Origin of the sequence: Streptomyces sp. NPDC058221 (genome assembly GCF_042882365.1) — a bacterium.
Taxonomy (GTDB): domain Bacteria; phylum Actinomycetota; class Actinomycetes; order Streptomycetales; family Streptomycetaceae; genus Streptomyces.
The window spans coordinates 12,651-33,832 of record NZ_JBHVWF010000067.1; the positions used below are offsets into that span (position 1 = coordinate 12,651).

The 21,182-nt window shown below is 73.5% G+C and carries 12 protein-coding genes, 1 tRNA gene and 1 riboswitch; of the genes, 6 read left to right on the forward strand and 7 right to left on the reverse strand.

Translation table 11 applies throughout. The features are described 5' to 3' along the window. Positions 1-75 precede the first annotated feature (75 nt). On the reverse strand, positions 76-483 hold the full coding sequence (locus ACFVW8_RS21625) for a hypothetical protein (protein WP_389692358.1): 408 nt from the start codon (positions 481-483) through the stop codon (positions 76-78). 433 nt (positions 484-916) lie between these two features. Here ACFVW8_RS21625 and ACFVW8_RS21630 point away from each other — a divergent pair. The 4 genes from ACFVW8_RS21630 to ACFVW8_RS21645 all read left to right on the forward strand — a co-directional run bounded on the left by ACFVW8_RS21630 (position 917) and on the right by ACFVW8_RS21645 (position 5,140). Next, positions 917-990, forward strand: a tRNA-Met gene (locus ACFVW8_RS21630). A gap of 292 nt (positions 991-1,282) precedes the next feature. Beyond that, the gene (locus tag ACFVW8_RS21635; protein ID WP_389692380.1) at positions 1,283-2,365 is read left to right on the forward strand and encodes a PP2C family protein-serine/threonine phosphatase; all 1,083 of its coding nucleotides are present in this window, start codon (positions 1,283-1,285) and stop codon (positions 2,363-2,365) included. A gap of 277 nt (positions 2,366-2,642) precedes the next feature. Beyond that, positions 2,643-2,796, forward strand: a riboswitch (cyclic di-AMP (ydaO/yuaA leader). Between the two features lie 11 nt (positions 2,797-2,807). Then, positions 2,808-3,971, forward strand: coding sequence for a M23 family metallopeptidase (locus ACFVW8_RS21640; protein WP_389692360.1), 1,164 nt, complete (start codon positions 2,808-2,810; stop codon positions 3,969-3,971). Positions 3,972-4,195: 224 nt separating this feature from the next. Next, the gene (locus tag ACFVW8_RS21645) at positions 4,196-5,140 is read left to right on the forward strand and encodes an aldo/keto reductase (RefSeq protein ID WP_389692362.1); all 945 of its coding nucleotides are present in this window, start codon (positions 4,196-4,198) and stop codon (positions 5,138-5,140) included. Here ACFVW8_RS21645 and ACFVW8_RS21650 read toward each other — a convergent pair. The 4 genes from ACFVW8_RS21650 to ACFVW8_RS21665 all read right to left on the reverse strand — a co-directional run bounded on the left by ACFVW8_RS21650 (position 5,137) and on the right by ACFVW8_RS21665 (position 10,800). Further along, positions 5,137-6,750, reverse strand: a complete 1,614-nt coding sequence (locus ACFVW8_RS21650; RefSeq protein WP_389692382.1) for a PrsW family glutamic-type intramembrane protease — start codon at positions 6,748-6,750, stop codon at positions 5,137-5,139. The two genes, ACFVW8_RS21645 and ACFVW8_RS21650, sit on opposite strands and share 4 nt — an antisense overlap. 159 nt (positions 6,751-6,909) lie before the next feature. Then, the gene (trmB, locus tag ACFVW8_RS21655; RefSeq protein WP_389692384.1) at positions 6,910-7,854 is read right to left on the reverse strand and encodes a tRNA (guanosine(46)-N7)-methyltransferase TrmB; all 945 of its coding nucleotides are present in this window, start codon (positions 7,852-7,854) and stop codon (positions 6,910-6,912) included. Positions 7,855-7,858: 4 nt separating this feature from the next. Further along, positions 7,859-9,115, reverse strand: coding sequence for an L-2-hydroxyglutarate oxidase (gene lhgO, locus ACFVW8_RS21660; protein WP_389692364.1), 1,257 nt, complete (start codon positions 9,113-9,115; stop codon positions 7,859-7,861). An 89-nt stretch (positions 9,116-9,204) separates the two neighbouring features. Next, positions 9,205-10,800 carry a sporulation protein gene (locus ACFVW8_RS21665; RefSeq protein WP_389692366.1) on the reverse strand — a complete coding sequence of 532 codons (1,596 nt, stop codon included), beginning with the start codon at positions 10,798-10,800 and terminating at the stop codon, positions 9,205-9,207. A 1,394-nt stretch (positions 10,801-12,194) separates the two neighbouring features. On the opposite strand from ACFVW8_RS21665, the gene ACFVW8_RS21670 reads away from it, so the two are divergent. Both ACFVW8_RS21670 and ACFVW8_RS21675 read left to right on the forward strand, forming a co-directional pair. Beyond that, positions 12,195-14,306: an asparagine synthase-related protein gene (locus ACFVW8_RS21670; protein ID WP_389692368.1), complete on the forward strand. Its 2,112-nt coding sequence runs from the start codon at positions 12,195-12,197 to the stop codon at positions 14,304-14,306. A gap of 90 nt (positions 14,307-14,396) precedes the next feature. Continuing rightward, the gene (locus ACFVW8_RS21675; RefSeq protein WP_389692370.1) at positions 14,397-17,840 is read left to right on the forward strand and encodes an ATP-binding protein; all 3,444 of its coding nucleotides are present in this window, start codon (positions 14,397-14,399) and stop codon (positions 17,838-17,840) included. Here the strand turns inward: ACFVW8_RS21675 and ACFVW8_RS21680 are convergent. Together ACFVW8_RS21680 and ACFVW8_RS21685 are read right to left on the reverse strand one after the other, a co-directional pair. Continuing rightward, complete coding sequence (locus ACFVW8_RS21680) at positions 17,827-19,923, reverse strand: sigma-70 family RNA polymerase sigma factor (protein WP_389692372.1); 2,097 nt, start codon at positions 19,921-19,923, stop codon at positions 17,827-17,829. The two genes, ACFVW8_RS21675 and ACFVW8_RS21680, sit on opposite strands and share 14 nt — an antisense overlap. 274 nt (positions 19,924-20,197) lie before the next feature. Continuing rightward, positions 20,198-21,127: a TetR/AcrR family transcriptional regulator gene (locus ACFVW8_RS21685; protein WP_389692374.1), complete on the reverse strand. Its 930-nt coding sequence runs from the start codon at positions 21,125-21,127 to the stop codon at positions 20,198-20,200. Between the last annotated feature and the right edge of the window lie 55 nt (positions 21,128-21,182).

Below are 21,182 nucleotides of genomic sequence, written 5' to 3' on the forward strand. Positions count from 1 at the left end.
CATACCACCGCAATTCGCCCATCGCCCGATGGGCTCCGCCCGTGGTACGGGCGGAGGAGCGGGACGGCCCGGGGCCTACACCGCGTGGTCGTCGACGGTGACGTCAAGGGGCGGGGCCGCAGGCGTGGTGGCCATCGGCCCGGGCTCTGCGCCCATCGGCCCGGGCTCTGCACCCATCGGCCCGGGCTCTGCACCCGCCAGGGCGGCGGTGCGACCCGCCTGGGCGCGTGCGGCCGAGGAGGCCTTCCGGTGGTGGGCCAGGATTCCTATGAAGCCCGCGAGGAACCCGCTGACCAGGCCGGATATCGCATGGTTGGCCGCGTTGACCGATTCGCTGTCCGGTATGCCGATGACCGCGTAATTGACTCCCGCGCTCATCACCGCCCCGATCACTCCGCCGATCACGCCGCTGAGAACGGCTCCGCGCAGCGGTGAGGTCGAGGCGGGGGAGGGAGCGGGGGCGGGGGTGAGCGGTGCGGTCATCGGCGGAGGCCCTCCAGACAGGCTGCGATGAGAGACCGTGAGCGGCCTGCGGGGCACGGTGAACAGCGCGCTCCCGCCTCTGCTCGCACGGGCGGCCCACCGGTCCGGGGGCGCAGCAGATACCTTGCGGCAACGCACGTGTTCTTCGCAACACCTTCTCGTTTTCGGCACTTTGAGCATGCGGCGGGCCGGCCGGCCCCGGGTGTGGCCGCGCCCTCGTTTGTCCGGGATGTGCTGTCGTCGTCGTCAAGGCGCGTACAACAGCGTGGGGTTGGGCTGGTCGAGTGGCAACGCCCCATTGGAGTAAGGCAGTTGAAGGAGCAATGCAGGGAGTGCGGTAGGGGTGGGTGAAGGCGTGTGACGGCCGGCCGGGGGGTGGGTCCGTGAGGTGGTCATGAGTGCTTCGAACATGCCGTAGAGTTGTGTTTACCGACGCGGGGTGGAGCAGCTCGGTAGCTCGCTGGGCTCATAACCCAGAGGTCGCAGGTTCAAATCCTGTCCCCGCTACTGAAGAATCAGACCCGGTACGCATACAGCGTGCCGGGTCTGATTCGTTTGTACGTTCGCCGGGCCGTCGGCCCGCCGGCCGGTGCGACCAGCACCGCGTACGTACTCCCATTGGCCGTCGAGGAGTCGCCCCGCGACCGCGCTCCGGGAACTCTGGGAGTGGTGCGCGGTACCGTCCGCGGCCGTGGATGCACCGGGCAGGAGACCACAGGTGGGGAAGCGGGAGCAGCGGCGGGGGAGGCGCGTCGAGGAGATCCGGAACCGGCGGCTCGTCCGGGCGCTGCCCGGCCTGATGATCGTCGGGGGGTTGCTGTTCGACTTCCTGACCCCGCCCGCCTTCACGGCCGTACCCCTGTTCGCGGCGGCCCCGCTGATCGCCGCGCCGTTCTTCTCGCTCGCCGGCACCATCCGGGTCGGAGCGGCCGCCCTGGTGGCCGTCGCCGTGCTGCGCCTCTACAGCGGCACCCTTTTTCGGGTCGTGCCCTCCATCGAGCTCCTCACCGTTCTCACGGTCTCGGTCCTCGCGGTCTTCATCAACGCGGTCGTACGGCGCAGCAACGAGCAGCTGGCCTCCGCGCGGGTCATCGCGGAGACCGCCATGCGGGCGGTGCTGCCGACGCCGTCCGACCGGATCGGCGGGCTGCACGTGGCCGCGCGGTACGAGGCCGCGCAGGCGGACGAGTTCGTCGGGGGCGACCTGTTCTCCGTGACGGACACCCCGTACGGGGTGCGGCTGGTGGTCGGGGACGTACGGGGCAAGGGGCTGGACGCGGTGGAGGCGGTGGCGGTGGTCATCGGCGCGTTCCGGGAGGCGGCCGAGCAGGAGCGGTCGCTGGAGGGGGTGGCGCAGCGGCTGGAGCGTGCGCTGGCGCGGGAGTCGAGCCGGCGGGGCGGTCTCGACGCGTTCGAGGGGTTCGTCACCGCCGCGCTCGCCGAGATCCCGCCGGGCGCGACCCGGGTACGGATCCTCAACCGAGGCCACCCCGAACCGCTGCTGCTGCACACGGACGGGGGGCTGGACGTCCTGCGGCCCTCGCTGCCCGCGCTGCCGCTCGGGATGGACCTGGGGGTGTGGCCGGATCGCGCCGACGAGTGGGAGCTGCCCGCCGGGTCGACGCTCCTCCTCTATACGGACGGCCTCTCCGAGGCCCGTAACGGCGAAGGCGTCTTCTACGACCCCGCCGAGCGGCTGCGCGGACGGATCTTCCCGGGGCCCGAGGAGCTGCTGTCCGCGCTGACCGATGACGTGCGGCTGCACACCGACGGGGTGACGACGGACGACATGGCGCTGCTCGCGATCGTGCGGCCCACGGAGGGGCAGCCGGAGCGGCGCACGACCGTCAAGATCGTGGGCCTGGGGGGCGGCACGGGATGACGGGGAGAGGCCGGGGCGGAGCTTCGCGACGGAGGCGCCGCGGTGGTTACCACCGTCCGTGACCGTAAGACGTCACTCCGCATAACATTTGACGCAACGTCAGAAAGCGGATAACGGCCGAAGGGCGATCAACTCGCCCGATTCCACCCGGTTGTGTCCCGTAAAGTCCAGGCCAAGGACGTGAATGATCAGTCGGAACGGCTTGGAATCGGACCCGGGTGTCTATTAACGTTCGATAACGCAGCGCGGTTGTCCCAGCCGCCGTCAGAGGCGGCACCGTGCGCGAGCGCCGAATTCCGCAAGGGAACCGGGGAACCACCTACATGGGGTGAATCGGGCATCTCTGTCTCGTCGAGAGGCGGAGGAACCCGTAGGAGACCTTCCTGCTCCGAACCCGTCAGCTAACCCGGTAGGCGAGAAGGAAGGAAAGGAGTGCGCCCCAGTGGCGTCCAACAAGCCTGCCCCCGAAGCACCCTCCCGGTTCGTCCCCGAACACGGAAATGACTTCGGAACCGGGCCCGGTGCCGCTTATGGCACCGACTACGGAACCGACTACGCAGCCGGTTACGGAACCGATCGGGGCAGCGAGTTCGGCAACGGCTTCCGCACCGACGACGCCGAGTCGGACAAGGCGTGGGAGGAATGGAACCCCACCGAGGAGTCCGTCCGTCCCGTGCGCGGCAAGCACCGCGTCGCCAAGCAGCGCAATGGTCTCGCCCGAAGCTCCACCGTCCTCGGCGTCGGTGTCATCGCGGCCGTCGGCGCGGGTGGCATGGCCACCGCGCAGAGCAAGCCGCCGGTCTCCATCTCTCTACCCGATTCCATCTCGGACAAGCTCCCCGAGGCCAAGTCCCTCCCGGGTGTCGGCGCGTTGTTCTCCGGTGAGTCCGAGGCGGAGAAGGCCGAGGCCGAGACCGCTGCCGCCCCGCTGACGACGGCCGGTATCACCACCACCGAGGCCGAGAAGGGCACGACGGACGCCGGCGAGGCGCTCCGCGCCCGCATCCTCCAGCAGGCCGAGCAGCAGCAGGACTCCGCCGACGCCGAGGCCAAGGCAGCCGAGGAGAAGGCCGCCGCGGAGAAGGCGGCCGCCGAGGCGAAGAAGCAGCAGGACGCCGCCGAGGCCAAGGTCGCTGCCGCGAAGAAGAAGGCCGCGGAAGAGGCGAAGAAGAAGGCGGAGGCCGTGCGGCTGGCCAAGCTCGCCGCCAGCTACGCCATCCCCACCTCCTCGTACACGATCACCTCGACCTTCGGCGAGGCCGGTTCGATGTGGTCCTCCGGCTACCACACGGGCCTCGACTTCGCGGCGCCGACCGGTACCCCGATCAAGGCCATCCACAGTGCCACCGTCAAGTCGGCCGGCTGGTCCGGCGCGTACGGCTACCGCACGGTCCTGGAGCTCGACGACGGCACGGAGCTGTGGTTCTGCCACCAGTCCTCGATCGGCGTCAGCGTCGGCCAGAAGGTCACCACCGGAGACACCATCGGCCGCGTCGGCGCGACCGGCAACGTGACCGGCCCGCACCTCCACCTGGAGGTCCACACCCCCGACGGCACGGGGATCGATCCGATGACCTGGCTGCGCGCCCGGGGCCTGACGGTCTGAGGCCGCTGTACGGTTCCGAGCCGGGGATTCCCGGCTCGTTGCCGTGCCCCGAGCCGCTCGTGGGCCACTGAAACGCCGGCAGTCCTGACGCTCACCCCCCGACGCCGGGGCTGCCGGTCCGCATGTCTGCGCTCGCCCCGGCGGCATGCCGTCGCCGCTGTGGCTGTAGCTGTAGCTGTAGCAGCCATGGAATAGCCGGGGCGGTGCGACGGGTTGTTCCACCCATGACTTCTCTTCGCAAGCTCGGCTCCTCCGGCCTCCAGGTCTTCCCGCTCGCCCTCGGCGGCAATGTCTTCGGCTGGACCGCCGACGAGGCGCAGTCCTTCGCCGTTCTCGACGCGTACACGGCGGCCGGCGGCAACTTCGTCGACACCGCCGACACGTACTCCTCCTGGGTCCCCGGCAACGAGGGCGGCGAGTCCGAGACCGTCCTCGGGAAGTGGTTCGCCGCGAGCGGCAGGCGTTCCGACGTCGTCCTGGCCACCAAGGTCGGCGCCCACCCCTCGTACAAGGGGCTCGCCGCCGCCACCATCAAGGCCGGGGCCGAGGAATCGCTGCGCCGGCTCGGCACGGACTACATCGACCTCTACTACACGCACTTCGACGACGAGACCGTCCCGGTCGAGGAGATCATCACGGCCCTCGACCAGTTGGTGAAGGAGGGCAAGGTCCGGGAGATCGCCGCGTCCAACATCAGCGCGGAGCGGCTCCGTGCCTCGCTCGACTTCTCCGAGCGCGAGGGACTGGCCCGTTATGTGGCGCTCCAGCCGCACTACAACCTCGTCTCGCGCGACACCTACGAGGGCGCGCTCCAGGACACCGCCGCCGACGCCGGACTGGCCGCCGTGCCGTACTACGCACTCGCCGCCGGCTTCCTGACCGGCAAGTACCGCCCCGGTACGACCGTGGACAGCCCCCGTGCCGGCGGTGCCACCCAGCACCTGGAGAGCGAGCGCGGCCAGAAGGTGCTTGCCGCGCTCGACAAGGTGGCGCAGGAGCGGGGTGCCGAGATCGCCACCGTGGCGCTGGCCTGGCTGGCCTCCCGGCCGACCGTCACGGCCCCGATCGCCTCCGCCCGTACGGTCGAACAGCTTCCCGCACTGCTGGCCGTCGCCGAGCTGCAGCTGACCGACCAGGACCTGACCGAGCTCACCGAGGCATCGGCCTAGGGCTGCCGGCCGTACGGGGGTTGCCCGTACGGCTGTTGGCTGTGCGGGGATTGCTCGTGCGGCTGTTGTCCGTACGGCGGTTGCCCGTACGCGGGCGGGCTGTACGGCTGTTGGCCGTAGGCGGCTTGGCCGTACGGGTACGAGGAGTGCGGGCCCTGGTGGTGCGGGCCGGGGCCGGCGTAGGGCTGGTGCGGGCCGTGCCCCTGGTACGGCCCGTAGCCCTGGTACGGCCGGTGCGCGGGCCGTACCGGCCGGGGGCGCAGCCGGCCCGACGCCTGCGCCGCGTACGCCAGGGCGGGTCCGGCGACTTCGCGGCGCTGCCACAGGTGGTGCAGCAGCTCCAGCTCGCGTTCGGCCAGCTCCGGGCCTGCCGTGCCGTGGCGGGCCTGTCGGCGCAGAAAGGCCAGTGACGTCGCGAACGACTCGTACTCCGCGACCGTACGGGCCGCCGCCTTGCCCCGGGCCTTGGCCTGGGACCTGGCGTGCGATGCGGCCCTGGACACGGACTGGGCGTCGGCCGGGGCCGGCAGATGGCCCGGATGAGCGGAGGGGCCGCCTCCAGCTGCCGTCGCATGCCACCGGCGGGCCGCGTCCCTGGCCATGCCGCGGGCCCGCATCGAGGACAGGGCGAGGGGTTCGGTGGGGGCCAGCCAGCCGGCTGCCGCGTAGGCGGGCAGTTCGACGGCCAGGGTGCGCAGCTCGCGCAGGCGGGACCAGATCGCCAGCCACGTCACCAGCCCGAAGGCGGGCACCATGAAGGCCCCGTACACGATGTAGAAACCGTACGGGCCGAACGTCGACGACCCGTTCCACAGGGCGTGCATGCCCATCGCGAGGACCAGGCCGAGCAGGGGCAGCGCGATGCGGCGGAACCGCCCGCGGTGCGCGCTGCCCGCCGCGATCCCGAAGCCGATGCCGGTCATGACGGTGAAGAGCGGATGCGCGAACGGCGACATCACCGCCCGTACGAAGAACGTCGCGACGGTCACGGACGCGAACCCCGAGCCCAACTGCTGGTCCTCGCCGAAGGCGTTGCCCAGGTACAGGATGTTCTCGGTGAAGGCGAAGCCCGTCGCGGCGAATCCCGCGACGACCACGCCGTCGACGATCCCGTTGAACTCCCGTCTTCGGAACAGGAAGAGCAGCAGCACGGCCGTGGCCTTGGCGCTCTCCTCGACGACGGGCGCTATGACCGTGGCGCCCAGGGTGTCCGCGCTGCCCGGGTCGGCGGTGGCCGTGGCGATCCACTCGGTCGCGAAGGAATTCGCGATGATCGCGACCAGGGCGGCCGCGCAGGCGCCCCAGGCGAAGGCGAACAGCATGCTGCGCCACGGGCCCGGCTCCACCCGGTCCAGCCAGCGGAAGGCCGTCATCAGCAGGGGGACGGGCAGGACAGCCAGACCCAGACCGACGAGGAAGCCCTGCGTCCCCGTCTGGTCGCGGACCAGGGCCAGGATCACCAGACCGCACAGGGCCAGCACGGTGAAGACGGCGACGACACGGAGCGTCCGGCTCCGCCAGAGCATGCTGACGCGGCGCGGACGGTATCGCCACTGGCCCCGCTCCGGCACAGCCGCCAGGATCTCGCCGACCCGCTGCTCCTCGAGCACCGGGACGGAAGGCTGTGACTGCCGCTGCTGCTGGACAGAACCGTCGGACGACACCCCACGACCCTAACGAGACGGACTGACAACGGCCATGGCGTATCACCTGGCCCGGTCCACCGGGGAGCGGTGGCCGGGGAGTGGTGAACGGTCAGTGGCGAGCGGTCAGTGGCGGGCGAAGAGCAGGTCGTGCACGACATGGCCCTTGTCCAGGCCCTGTCCCTCGAACCGGGTCAGCGGCCGGAAGGCGGGCCGTGGTGCGTAGCCGCCGTCCGCCGTCGTGTTCTCGAAGCGCGGGTGTGCCGTCAGCACCTCGAGCATCTGCTCGGCGTACGGCTCCCAGTCGGTCGCGCAGTGCAGGACCGCTCCGGGCCGCAGCCGCTGCGCCACCAGGTCGAGGAACTCCGGCTGGATCAGCCGGCGCTTGTGGTGGCGGGACTTGGGCCACGGGTCGGGGAAGTACACCCGGAGCCCGTCCAGTGCGTCCGGCTTCAGCATCTCCCGCAGCAGGATGATGGCGTCGCCGTTGGCGACCCGGATGTTGGACACACCGTTCCGGTCCGCGAGACGGAGCAGGTTGCCCTGGCCCGGGGTGTGCACATCGACCGCGAGGATGCCGGTGCCGGGGTCGTCGGCGGCCATCTGCGCGGTGGCCTCGCCCATTCCGAAGCCGATCTCCATCACCACCGGCAACCCGTCGAACAGCTCCGGCAGATCGAGGGCGCGCAGCCCGTCGATGTCCAGGCCCCACTTCGGCCAGAGCCGCTCCAGGGCGTCCTGCTGGCCGGGCGTGACCCGGCTGCGGCGCGGCTGGAAGCTGCGGATCCGGCGCTCGTGGTGCGAGCCGGCCGGATCGGCGGCGGGGCCGCCGGGGAAGCGGGGATCCTGGCGCAGCCTGCGCCGGCGGTCCAGGGCTGCGGCACGCAGCTCGTCCGGGATCCCGGCGGTGGCGGGCACGGCCGCGGAGCCGGCTTCGGGCGCGGTGGGCGCCCCGGGCACGGCCGCGGAATCGGCCTCGGGCGGGACGGGTGGGTGGCCGGCGCCGGGCGCGACCGCCGTCGGTTCGGCTCCGGGCGCGGCGTCGCCGGGCGTCGCGGGGGAGGGGTTCATGGGCTCAGACACAATGCCCTGATTCTACGGCGGGCGGCTTCCACCCCGTCCCCTGTGCCCGCAGGAGCGCCCTGCGCGCCACCTCCCGCCCGATGGGCAGCGAGGCGGTGGCGGCGGGCGACGGGGCGTTGAGCACATGCACGGTGTGCGGGGCCTCGCGGATCAGGAAATCGTCCACCAGGGTGCCGTCACGGAGCACGGCCTGGGCCCTGACCCCGGCGGGGGCGGGCCGCAGATCGGCCTCTGTCACATCGGGCAGCAGCCGCCGCACGGCCGCCGTGAACGCGTGCTTCGAGAGCGAGCGGCGCACCTCGCCCGCCCCGTACCGCCAGTGTCTGCGGGCGATCCGCCAGGAGCCCGGCCAGCTCAGCGTGTCCATCAGCTCGCGCGGGCGCACGACCGGCCAGCCGTAGCCCTCCCGGGCCAGCGCGGGGACCGCGTTCGGACCGACGTGGACGCCGCCGTCGTGGCCGCGGGTCAGATGCACACCGAGGAACGGGAACGCCGGATCCGGCACCGGATAGACCAGGCCGCGCACCAGGTCGGGCCGGGCCAGCTCGTAGTACTCGCCCCGGAAGGGCACGATCCGCACCCCCGGGTCGTCGCCCGCGAGCCGCGCCACCCGGTCGCACTGCAGTCCGGCGCAGTTGACCAGCACCCGGGCCCGCACCACCAGGCCGTCCGCCGTACGCACCGCGACGCCCCACGGCCGCCGGTCGATCGCGGTGACCTCGGCGCCGAACCGGATGAGCCCGCCGGCTTCCCGCACCTCGGCGGCGAAGCGCTCGGCGACCGCGGCGAAGTCGCACACCCCGGTCGTGCCCACCCGGATCGCGGCGAGGCCGCGCACCCGGGGTTCGTACTCCGTGATCTGCGCAGGGCCCAGCTCGCGCACCGGCAGCCCGTGCTCGCGGCCGCGCTGGACCAGCGCGTGCAGCCGGGGCAGCTCGGAGCGCCCGGTCGCGACGATCAGCTTGCCGGTCACCGCGTGCGGGATGCCGTGCTCGCGGCAGAAGTCGACCATCTCGGCGGCGCCGCGCACCGCGTACCGCGCCTTGAGCGAACCCGGGCGGTAGTAGATGCCGCTGTGGATCACCCCGCTGTTGCGCCCCGTCTGGTGCCGGGCGGGGCCCCACTCCTTCTCCAGCACGGTGACCCTCGTGCCCGGAGCGGCCCGGGTGATCGCATACGCGGTCGACAGACCGACGATCCCGCCGCCGATCACCAGCACATCGCAGTCGTACGCCGCGTGCGTCATCATCACGCCACCTCCCACCCCGATAGTGCACTGACCCACTGACAACGCACTCAAACCCGTGCGGGCCAGCGTGGCGCCGGCGGACTCGGCCCCTACGCCGGGGCCACCAGCAGCGGGCGGGCGCGTTCCCGCAGCTCGACGACGCGCGGCTCGTCCCCGTAGGGCTCCAGCCGGTGCAGCAGATCACGTACGTACTCGGTGGTCCGGGCCGACGAGATGCGGCCCGCGACCTCCACCGCGCGGGTGCCGGCCGCGCAGGCCGCGTCCAGATTTCCCGACTCCAGCTCGGCGACGGCCGACACCACGAGCCGTAGTCCGTGCGAGCGGACGAACTCCTCGGTGGGTCTGGACAGCGCCTGCTCGGTGAAGCGCCGGACCTGCCGGGGCGCCTTGAGGTCGAGGTGGCACTCGGCGGCATCGGCGGCGAACCGGTCGTACGAGTAGAAGCCCAGCCACGACGGGTCCGCGTCGCCGTCCCGGGAACGCTCCAGCCACCCCTCGGCGGCCTTCAGCGCGGCCCCCGCCGCCGGTGCGTCGCTCGCCTTGGCATGGGCCCTGGCCTCCACCAGCCGGAAGAAGCTCATCGTGCGCGCCGTAGCGAGTCCCCGGTTGCGCTCCACGGCCGCCTGCGCGAGGTCGACGCCCTCGTCGGCGAAGCCGCGGTAGGTCGCCTGCAGGGACATGGAGGCGAGGACATAGCCGCCCAGAGGTACGTCGGCCGCGGCGCGCGCCAGGCGCAGCGCCTGGATGTAGTAGCGCTGGGCGGCCTCCTGCTGGCCGGTGTCGAAGGCCATCCAGCCGGCGAGCCTGGTCAGTTCGGCCGCGGCGCCGAAGAGCGCCCGGCCCACCTCGTCGCTGTACGAGCCCAGCAGCAGGGGTGCGGCGTCGACCCGTAAGCACTCCGGGACCATGGACGAACGCCAGTCCCCGCCGCCGTACTTGGAGTCCCAACGGCGTGCGTCCTGGGCGGCCTCGCGCAGTTTGGACACATCGCTGTGGCCGACCCGCAGCGGTGAGAGCCCGTGTGCGGAGTCCGGACCGGGCTGGGCCGGGATGGACACGCCCTGCACCGGCACGGATACGGGGACCGACGGTCCGCCGTGCCCGGGGAGCGGCGGCGCCGGCTGGTCCGGCGCACCCGACGCGCTCTGCGCCCCCGTTGCGCCTCGTGCGCCCTGTGTGCCGAGAACGGCGGCCTCGGCGGCGGCCGAGGCACGGGCGACCGACGGGTCGGCGGGGGATATCAGCCAGCGGGACGCGGGAGTGGCGTACGCACTCACGGAGAACGAGCCCGCCAGCGACTGCCAGATCCCGCCGCTGCCGGCCCGCCGTCCGGCCAGATCCAGCCGGTACAGCTCGGTCGCCGAACGGACCGCCTCACCCACATCGCGCGGAAACGTCAGGCCCACCTCGGGCGCGGGATCGGCGTCGGCCAGCCCGATCTCGTGCAGCGGGACCGGGCGGCCGAGCTTGGCGCCGATCGCCGCCGCGATGAGATGGGGCGCGGCGCCCTGCGGCACCATGCCCTTGGAGACCCACCTGGCCACCGAGGTCTTGTCGTACCGAAGTGTCAGTCCGCGCTGCGCCCCGAGGTCGTTGACCCGCCGGGCGAGCCCGGCGTTGCTGATTCCCGCGAGGGCGAGAACGGTTCCGAGCTTCTCGTTCGGCCCGCGTTGCTCCCTGGACATGCGCCACCCCTCGACACACAGACGGCAGCCGCGTCACCGTTGAGGCGCGCGGCATTCGTACCGTGTTCTCCCCAGGGACGAACCCTCGCACTCCGGCCGCACACGCATTTGGCCGAGCCCCGAGGAATATGCCGCTCTGCTGAGAACATCAGTAAACCCAGCGTAGTTCGCCGCATCCCTACCGTTAAGGGGCGGACGTCCGTATGGCGGGATTGTTGTCCGTCCGGCCCTCCCGGCGGCGAACAGCCGCGCGCGTCGGCGGACGGCGGCGCACTGCCGGGAGCCCCGGGGCGCGAGAGGGCGGCGGGGCGGCCGGGACGGGCGGGGCGGAGATCGGGTGAAGGCGGGGCGGAGGGAAAGCGGGGGCGCCGGGGAGGAGGCGTGCGGTCCGCCGGTGCGAGCCTGCGGGAGGGGCCGGGGCCCGCGGCCCGGAAGCGGTCCTGAAGGGCGTGCGAGGGGATCGCCCGGGCGGTGCGGGGGAGTTGTGGAGCCAGGGGTGGCGTGGGCGGCCCTGCCGCTCCGTCCCCCGGGCTGACCAGCCCGGACCGGCGCCGCGGGCGGCGGCCCCGACTCCCGGTCCGTGGAGGCCGGCCGGCCCTTGCGGGCCCCCGTTCCGAGGTGTCCCGGCGTGCTCCTCATGTGTGGCCGTGCGCCCGGCCGTGCGCTCTGCCCGGGTCCGTACGGAAGCGCTTCCATGGGTGCTGCGTGGGTCGGCCCGCCGCACTGGACACGGCGGGCTGGGGGAAACCGCCGCCTCATTCCCCGCAGGCGGCGGACCGGTCCGGGAGGCGAACTCCGCCTCCCGGACTGTGCGTCGGACCGGGACGGGGGGCCGGTCCGGGGCCCGGGCCGGCGAAGCGCTCCGAGCGTGGCGGTCCGTGCCGTCCGGTCCGGACCTCCCGGCAGTCCGAGGCGGTCCGCCGCGGTCCGCGGCACTGTCCGGTGCCGCTCGGCGCAATCCCGTACGTATACGGATGAAGGCGTCCAGGACCTTCCGGGCGCCCGGTTCCCCCGCACTCCAAGATTGGCTGAATGTCGCCGGTCGAGCGGGGTTGGGCCGCGGGATTCGCGGACATCTCGCCCGCCGTACCCGTGGGGCATGCACGGTGGCCGGATCCGGGCCGTCGAATGGGGTAAGCGCGGGCACGCAACACACGCAATCCGTAACTCCGTTGCCACCGGAACCGACGCGCGCGGCCGACGGACCGGTCGAAGCGGCCGGAGGCCCCGTTCCGGCCTTTGCCAGGGGCGCATGCGCTCACGACGTGCGCCGTCCGTAGCCACTCCTGCACGCCGTTGTCGTGGCAGCATGTCCGCAACGGCGCCGCGCGTTACCGGAGTTCTCCCGATAGCGCCCAGCCGCGCCGTTTTGTCCACAGCCTGTGGAGGCGGCGATGCGTTGGTTGGTGGGTTGGAGCAGTATCGCCGCGAGCTTCGGCACTGTCGGGGCGGTCGGCGCGAGCGACGAGGGGCGCACGATGCACCCCGTGGGTTCCCAACTCCTCTGGGGGGACCCGGATCCGCTCTGGGCGGTGGGTGACTGGCGGCCCGACGAGATCCGCACCGTACGGGTGGACACGGCCGAAGGGGCACCGACGGTCCGCCTCGCCGTACTGGGCTGCTGCGGCGCCACGGACGAACAGCTGCGCGTCGGCCTCCTCGCCGCCCGTGGCGGAGCCCTGCGCCACCTCACCGCATGGACCGGCAGCTACACGGCCGTTGTCCAGATAGGGCGACGGATCACGGTGGTCGGGGACCTCGCCGGAGCCCGCCCCGTCTTCTACACGCCCTGGGCCGGCGGCACGGCGTACGCCACCGCCGCGCTCCCGCTCGCCGACCTCATCGAGGCGCAGCTCGACATCGGCCACCTCGCCGCGCTGCTCGCCTGCCCCGAGACCCCGGAGGCACTGCGTGACGGCACTCCGTACGCCGGGGTGAAGCGCATCCCGCCGGGGCACGCGCTGATCCTCCGCGAGGGCTCGCGGGAGATCACCGGTTACGAGGCGGTGGCCTCCCTCGCCGTGGCCGCGCCCGAACTCGACCCGGTGAGCGCCGTCGAGGGGGTGCGCGACGCCCTGGTCGAGGCCGTACGCGCCAGGCTGCTGGCCCCGCGGCACGCTCCGGAGACCCTGCCGCCCGACCCGGGGCCGGTCCCCGGCATGGGACCCGCCGAACGCCGCGCGGCCCGGGGCGCGCCCGTGCCCGGCATCGGATCCGACCTTTCCGGAGGCAGCGCGTCGGCCACCCTGGCGCTGCTCGCGGCCGGCCTTCCCGGACTGCCCGGCACGCTCCTGGGCCACGGAACCGGGGCGGGCGAGCGGCTGCTCGCCGTCACGTTCAACGACCTGACCACCCGCGACCACGAGGACGAGCTCGAACGCGCCCGCGTCATCGCCGCCAACCCGCGGCTGCACCATGTGGTCGTCGCCGCGCGCGAAGAGGCGCTGCCGTACGCGGAACTGGAGAACGGCCCCCTGACCGACGAGCCGGCCCCCTCCCTCGTCCTCGTCGAACGCCACCGCCGCCGGCTCTCCGCGGGCAGCGCGGACCACTTCGTGGGTGACGGCGCCCGGCAGGTGCTCGATGCCCATCCGGCCCGCCTCGCCGACCTGCTGATGGACCGCCGCCGACGGCATCTGCTGCGTCCGGTCGCCGCGCTCGCCAAGGCCGAAGGCCCGTCCGCGCACTCCCTGTTCGTGCCCCTGACCGTCTACCGGGCGGCCCGCAGGCTGGCCCGTACGTCGTACCGCACCGGACTCGAAGCGGCGGCCGGGCGGCTTCCCGACGCCAACCGCCTCGCCCCCGATCTCGACACCCCGGCCGACGCCTCGCTCTCCGCGCTGACCTGGTCGCGCCCGGGGCCCGCCGCCCGCTGGCTGACCGGGGAGGCGCTCGCTGAAGTATCGGTTCGCCTTCAGGAGGCGGCGATCCGCCCCACCTCCGTCCAGCGCCCCGGCGAGGCCCGCGCCAGGGCCGCGCTCACCCGGGCAGCCGCCGACCACCGGATCCTGGAGCAGGCCGCCGAGGTCCGCAGCCAGCGGCTGCACGCCCCCTTCCTCGACAACCAGGTCGTACGCGCCGCCCGTGCGCTGCCCGAGTCCCTCCGGGTCCAGCCGGGGGCCCGTGCGGCGGTCCTGCGCCGGGTCCTGGCGGGTGCGGGCATCCACGAGCTGCCGCCCGGCTGGGGCGCCCCGTCCCAGGCCACCTCGACCGCGGTCACCCGGACCGGCCTGCGCACCGCGCTGCCCGAGCTGATCGCCCTCTTCGACGCCCCGCTGCTCGCCGACGCGGGCCTGGTCGAGGCCCGCGTCGTACGGAAGGCCCTGCGGGCGGCCGCCGAGGGCGAACCCCTTCCCCTGGACGGCCTCGCCGACCTCGCCTCCACCGAACTGTGGCTGCGCCGCCTCGTCTCGCGCCGCGGCACCTGCTGGACGGGCACGGCGGCACCGCGCCAGCGCGCGGTCGCCGGCGGAGTGGTCCCGGCACGCCGCACGCTCCAGCCGTAGGGCCTGTCCGGCTGAGCAGGGCCGTACGACCGGTGCCGAAAGCAGCGCAGTCCGCCCTCCACTGTCCGACCGGCGGGACACAATGGCGGGGTGCGGTATCTGATCCTGGGCGCCACGGAGGCGCGAGACGAGACGGGCGGTGTGCTGCCCCTGGGCGGCACCCGGCTGCGCGCCCTTCTCACCGCCCTGGCCCTGCGCCCCGGCCGGTCCGTGCCGGTCGCCGAGCTCGTCGACGACATCTGGGCGGACGATCCGCCGGCGGACGCCCCCGCCGCGCTCCAGGCCCTCGTCGGCCGGCTGCGCCGGGTGCTGGGGAGGGACGCGCTCACCAGCACCCCGGGCGGCTACCGGCTGGCCGCCGGACCGGACGAGGTCGACCTGTACGTGTTCGAGCGGCTGGCCCGGCAGGGCGCGGCCGAGCTGGCGGCGGACGCCCCCGAGGAGGCAGCGGGCACGCTCCGCACGGCACTCTCGCTCTGGCGCGGCCCCGCCCTGGCCGACCTGCCCGACCGGGACCACGGTCACGCGCTGCGTCCCCAGGCCCAGCGGCTGTCCGCGGTGGAGCGCCGCATCGAGGCCGACCTGCGGTGCGCGGAGGCCGGTACGCCGACGGGGGACGCGGCCGACGAGCGGACCCCGCCCGCCGGGGACGCGGCCGCCGCCCTGGTGCCCGAGCTCATGGAGCTGACCGCGGCCCACCCGTACGACGAACGCTTCCGCGCCCAGCTCATCCGCGCGCTGCGCGCCGCCGGCCGGCAGGCGGACGCGCTCGCCGCGTACGAGGACGCGCGCCGCGCCCTCGCCGAAGGCCTCGGCACCGACCCAGGACCGGAGCTGGCCGCCCTCCACCACGAACTGCTCACCCCGGCATCCGCGCCCGGTTCAGCAGCGACGGACCCCGCCCGGGGCAACCTCCGCCCCAGGCTCACCTCGTTCGTCGGACGCGAGCCCGAGCTCCGGGCCATCCGGGACGAGCTGACCCGCTCCCGGCTGGTCACTCTCACCGGCCCGGGAGGCTCGGGGAAGACCCGTCTCGCGGAGGAGTCGGCGGCGCAGCGTGGCCGCGCCGCGTCCGGCGACGTCTGGCTCGCCGAACTCGCCCCGGTGGACGATCCCGAGGCCGTCCCCGGAGCGGTGCTCTCCGCCCTCGGGCTGCGCGAGACGGCCCTGCTGCGGGACAGCGGCCACGACGGAACGTATCTGCGCACCGACCCCGTCGATCTGCTCGTCGATCACCTCGCGCACTGGTCAGGCTCCCGCCCCTTCCTCCTCGTCCTCGACAACTGCGAGCACGTCATCGCAGCGGCGGCCGAGCTGGCCGAGACCCTGCTGACCCGCTGCCCCGGGTTGCGCATCCTCGCCACCAGCCGTGAACCGCTCGGCGTGCCCGGCGAATCCGTACGCCCGGTGGATCCCCTCCCGGCCGGTCTCGCGTACCGCCTCTTCACCGAGCGGGCCCGGGCCGTGCGCCCCGGATTCGACCCCGGGCGGGAGTCCGCGCACGACGCGGAGGCCGTCGCCGAGATCTGCCGCCGGCTGGACGGTCTGCCGCTCGCCATCGAGCTCGCCGCCGCCCGGCTCCGGGTGCTCGGCCCGCGCCAGATCGCCGACCGGCTCGACGACCGGTTCCGCCTGCTGACCGGCGGCAGCCGGACGGTACTGCCGCGCCAGCAGACCCTGCGCGCGGTGGTCGACTGGTCCTGGGACCTCCTGGACGAGGACGAACGCACCGCCCTGCGCCAGGTCTCGGTCTTCGCGGGCGGCTGGGACCTGCCCGCCGCCGAGGCGGTCGTCACCACGGCGTCCGGTCCTGCCCGGCACACCGCCGCCGACACCGCTGACGTCATCGGGGCGCTCATCGACAAGTCCCTCGTCGTCGCCGCCCCGGCCGCCGACGGCCGGATGCGCTACCGCCTGCTGGAGACCATCCACGAGTACGCCATCGAGCGCTGCGCCGAGACCCCCGACATCCGGGCCGCAGCCGGGCGGGCGCACACGGCCTACTTCCTGGCGCTCGTCGAGGAGGCCGAGCCGAAGCTGCGCTCCGCCGACCAGCTCCCCTGGATCCAGCGCCTGGAGACGGACCTGGACAACATCAGGGCCGCTCTGCACCGCACCACCGCCACCACCGCCCCCACCGGCCCGTCCGAGCCGGACGCGGCGCGTCTGGTGCTGGGTATCGGATGGTTCTGGTGGCTGCGCGGCTACCGCGTCGAAGGCCTCACCTGGACCCGGCGGGCCCTCGGGCTCGGTCCGGAACCCGCCGACGACACCGATCCCCGCTACTGGCCGCGGATGAACATGCACATGCTGCGCTTCTTCCTGGAGTCGGAGAGCGTTCCGTCCGACCTGAACGGGGAGGGTCAGCAGTCCCCGGAGTTCGTGAGCCGGATGACCGACGCGTTCATCACCTCGGGGCCCCAGTCCGCCCGCTTCCCCGGGCTGCTCTGGCCGATGACCTCGTTCATCGCCCTGGGCACGACGGACATACACAACGTACGGCGGAAGATCGACGCCGTCGTCGACAACACCCGTGTCCACGGCGGCGCCTGGGAGTACGGTGTCGCGCTGATGTTCCGGACGCACATGATCGTCGACATGCCGGGCGGCATGCCGGGGGTCGACGAGGACCTGGCGGAACTCCGGGTGCTGAGCCGCCGCGTCGGGGACCGCTGGATGCGCGCACAGGTCGCGAGCGCCGCCGCCGAGGCGGGCATGATGCGCGGACGGTACGACGAGGCGCGTGCCGCCTACGAGGAGGCGCTGCTGCTCGCCCGTGAGGTCGGGGCCAACGCCGAGGCCCCGTTCCTCCTGGCCCGGCTCGCCGAACTCTCCTACCGCACGGGCGACCTGGCCTCCGCCGAGCAGGGCCTGGACCGGTCGGAGGCCGAGGCGGAGCGCTACCAGACGAACGAGGCGGCCGCGTACGTCCACTATCTGCGGGCCACCATGGCACTGGACCGCGGTGACATCACGGACGCGAGGCGCAGACTGACCGAGGCGACGAGGAAGAACGAGGGCGACAACCCGCCGACGCAGTTCCCCGCACTGCTGGACGGGCTGTCGGCCCGCATCGCCGTGTACGAGCCGGGCCCCGAAGGCGGTCCGGCCGCCGGGCTGCGCGGGCTGACGGCGTCCCTCGCCGCGGCGAGGGACGCACAGTGCGCCGAGGTCGTCACCGGATACCTGGCGGACGGTGCGGCGACCGTACTGGCGAAGCTGGGCCATCACTCCGCCGCCGTACGTGTCCTGGCCGCCGCCGACAGCTGGCGGCTGTCCGGCCCCAGGACCGCGGCGGAGCAGTCCGAGGTGGACGCGGCCGAGCAGTTGGCCCGCGAGGAGCTGGGGACGCGGAGTTACGAGACGGAGCGCGCTGCGGGCCGCGGACTGACCCTTGACGACGTCATCGGCCTGCTGGAGGAGATCACCGGTCCGCCGGAGAACGACACCGACCCGCAGGCGGACTGCGCCGACCCGCAGGCGGACAGCACCGGCCCGCCGGAGAACGGCACCGGCCCGGTCAGCGGCAACTGATCCGGGATTCGGCCCAGTCCGCGAGGGCCACCCCGCCGAACGGGGTCGTCGGCTCCACGACGAGACGGATCCGGTCCTGGCCCTCGATGCCGACCCCGACCGGCACGGCCGGGTCGTCGCCGTTCATCACGGGGGACTGCCACAGCCGCGCTCCGTCGCCGTTGAACACGGAGAAGCGCACCGATCCGAGCCCGAGCGTCAGATCGTCGACGCCGACCATCGCCTCGTAACGCGTGCACTGACGGTTCAGCTCGATGACGACCGACGATCGGCTGTGGACGGTCACGCCGTGGGCGTAGCGCGTGCCGCCGATCGACATCCCGGAACGCTGCCAGACCCAGCTGCTCTCACCGAGCACCACCTCGGGGCCGGTGTGGTCGCCGAGGAGGCTGTAGCTCAACTCGCTGACCTGGTAGACCTCCGGCGCCGGTGCGGGAGGCGGCGGAGGCGTCGGCGCCGGTGCGGGCGGCGGCTTCGGGGCCGGCGGCTGAGGTGCCGGAGCCTTCGGCTCGGGCTTCGGGGGCGGCGTGGGGGTGGGCGTCGGCGTCGGGGTCGGTGTGGGCGTCGGCTTCGGCGGTACGGGAGCGGGCGGCGCGGGCTTGGGCGGGGCCGGCTTCGGCTTGGGCGGTGCGGGCGACGGCACCGCGGGCGCCACGGCCGGCGGCTTGGCCACCGGCTTCGCCTCGGGCTGCGGCTGGTCGTCGCCGACCAGCGCCCACACCAGCCCGGCGGCGGCCGCGACGGCTACCGCCGCCGCGATACCGGCCTTCGCCGGAGCGCCGAGCCCCTCGGAGGCGGCGGCGCCACCGGCGGACCCGGCGGACGAACTCCCGCCGGTCGCCGCGGCTGCGGCCCCCGCGCCCGCGGCACCGGCCGCCCCGCCCGCCACGATGCCGGCGGCCTTGAGCGCGTATCCGGCGGCGAACCAGCCGATGACCGCGACCGGGAGCAGCGCGGGAATCCCGGCATTCACATGGGCCAGTTCGCCCGCGGCCAGCCGGCACTTCACGCATTCGTCCAGGTGCCCCCGCAGTCCGCGCTCGGCCCGCATCCGCAGCCCGCCACGGGCGTAGGCGCCGAGCCGGTCGGCGTAGCGGGCGCAGTCGCCGCCCGTGGTGAGCGCCTGGCTCACATGGGCCTGCAGATAGGCCTGCTTGAGTCCTTCGCGCGCCCGGCTGGCCAGCACGGATGTGGCGTTGGCGGTGAGCCCGAACAGCGGGGCGATGTCGCTGGGCGACTCCTCCTCGACGGTGGTGTGCCACAGGACCGCCTGCCAGCGCTCGGGGAGGCTGCGGAAGGCCTGCATCGCCATCGACTGCTCGGCCTCGTGCATCGCCAGCACATCGGCGCCGAGATCGAGGGTGTCCGCGTCCGACACCTCGGACGAGCGCGAGGCCTGGGCGGCGAACGCCGCGAAGTCGTCTACCAGTTGCTCCCGCTTCGCGGTTTTTGTCCAGGAGGCGCCGACGTGCCGGACCGCCGTCATCAGATAGGCGCGCACCGCCTCCTCGGGCCCTTTCCCGCCGCGTACCGCCTGCAGCGTCCGGGCGAACACCTCGGCCGTCAGGTCGTCGGCGGTGTGCGCGTCCCGGCAGCAGGTGCGCGCGTACCGGCGCACCGCGTCCGAGTGCCGGCGGAACAACTCCTCGTACGCGAGGTCGTCGCCGTCCCGCATCTGCTGGATCAAATGAGCGTCGGACGGGGCGAGTCCGGAGCCATCCGTGGCGGCCGGGCCGCCGCCCACCCGCTGCATGGGGACCGCGGCCGCTGCTGCGGCGTCGATCGCGTCCGGGTCGGCCGGGGCCGGATTCCCGGCCGGCGTGGGGGGCCAAGGGCCGGGCAGGACCGTTCCGCCGCCCTCTTCGTCCGCGCCCTGACGCTCGTCCGCGCCCTGACGCTCGTCCGCGCCCTGACGCTCGTCCGCGCCCTGACGCTCGTCCGCGCCCTGACGCTCGTCCGCGCCCTGACGCGCGGGCCCGGCCTGGCTCGGCACCTGCCCCGGAGGCAGTCCGCCCGCGCCGGTTGTGCCGTCCGCGGTGGAGACACCGTCGAACGACTCTTCCTGCTGCCCGTCACCGCTCATCGCGGACGCCCCCGTATGCGCTTTCGGACCCGAACACCGGGCAAGCGTGCCACAGGGCCCGGGAACGGCGGACGCTCAGCCCCGGCAACCACTCATCCGGGGCGTTCTCCCGAATATGAGCACTAGCGGACACTCGTTCGGGGCAGGATGAACAGGATGTGCTGCTGGAGCAGTTGAGCACCCTCGTGCCGGAAGCGCCGACAGACCCCGCAGCCGGTCCGCCGGTCCGCCCCCGCAACCACGGGGCCGCACCGGCGTACCGGTCCATGGCCGCTCACGCAGGCCGTGAGCGCAGTCCCTCCAGCAGGATGTCCAGCAGCCGGGCCGAAGCCGCCGCCTGCTGGGCCGCGTCCGGCAGCGCGGGCGCCGCCGTCGCGATGACCAGCAGCACATCGGCCACCGTCACATCGCGGCGCAGCTCACCGGAGGCCCGCGCCCGGTCGACCAGCTGCCCCACGACCTCCAGCAGCTCGACGGCTCCGCTGCCGACCTCGCCGATCTCCGGCTCCGGCACAGCGCGCTGCCCGGCAACCCGCGGACCGCCCTGACCCGCCGGCCGGCCGGCCTCCTGCCGCTGCTGGGGCACCCGGGTCTCGTCCCGGCCGGCACCGGCCGCGGCGCCCGCTCCCACCGGTTCCGCTGCCCGTACGGTGCCCGGTTCGCCGACCACCGTCGAGTCGTCGGTGTCCACGCCGACCCGCAGTATCCGGGGCGGCAGCAGCCGCCCCGCACCCGAGGCGACCGAGGTCCGCAGGAAGCGCGACAGCGCCGACCACGGCTCCTCCTCCTGGCCCAGCGCGGATCTGGCCTGATCGGTCAGCCGCGAGGTCTCCTCCTCGGCTATCCGCCGGACCAGCACGTCCTTGCTGGGGAAGCGCCGGTACACCGTGCCGACGCCGACCCGGGCGCGACGCGCCACGTCCTCCATCGGAGCGCCGTACCCGAGCTCGCCGAACACCTCGCGAGCTGCCCGCAGCACATGTTCCAGATTGCGCTGCGCGTCCACGCGCAGCGGTGCCGAGCGGCCGTGCGCTCCGGCACCCGTGGCGCCCGAGCCCAGTGCGGCACCCAGCGTGCTCACCGTGGCCGACGGCGCGGAGGTCCCTGCGGACCCCATGCCGTTCACCGTACCGACTGCGCTGATTCGTCCGTTTCCTTCGGACGCGACAGCAGTAGTCGGCCAATGCGATTCCTGAATATGCATAACTGTTCCCCCGGTTATGACGTCTCCCCCCGGAGACTCCCGCCGTGTCTGTCGG

Excerpts from the sequence above, each read along its gene's own strand:
- lhgO (WP_389692364.1), bottom strand. The coding sequence starts at position 9,115 with ATGATGACGCACGCGGCGTACGACTGCGATGTGCTGGTGATCGGCGGC.
- ACFVW8_RS21670 (WP_389692368.1), top strand. The coding sequence starts at position 12,195 with ATGCGTTGGTTGGTGGGTTGGAGCAGTATCGCCGCGAGCTTCGGCACT.
- ACFVW8_RS21665 (WP_389692366.1), bottom strand. The coding sequence starts at position 10,800 with ATGTCCAGGGAGCAACGCGGGCCGAACGAGAAGCTCGGAACCGTTCTC.
- ACFVW8_RS21685 (WP_389692374.1), bottom strand. The coding sequence starts at position 21,127 with ATGCATATTCAGGAATCGCATTGGCCGACTACTGCTGTCGCGTCCGAA.
- ACFVW8_RS21635 (WP_389692380.1), top strand. The coding sequence starts at position 1,283 with ATGATCGTCGGGGGGTTGCTGTTCGACTTCCTGACCCCGCCCGCCTTC.
- trmB (WP_389692384.1), bottom strand. The coding sequence starts at position 7,854 with ATGAACCCCTCCCCCGCGACGCCCGGCGACGCCGCGCCCGGAGCCGAA.
- ACFVW8_RS21645 (WP_389692362.1), top strand. The coding sequence starts at position 4,196 with ATGACTTCTCTTCGCAAGCTCGGCTCCTCCGGCCTCCAGGTCTTCCCG.
- ACFVW8_RS21680 (WP_389692372.1), bottom strand. The coding sequence starts at position 19,923 with ATGAGCGGTGACGGGCAGCAGGAAGAGTCGTTCGACGGTGTCTCCACC.
- ACFVW8_RS21625 (WP_389692358.1), bottom strand. The coding sequence starts at position 483 with ATGACCGCACCGCTCACCCCCGCCCCCGCTCCCTCCCCCGCCTCGACC.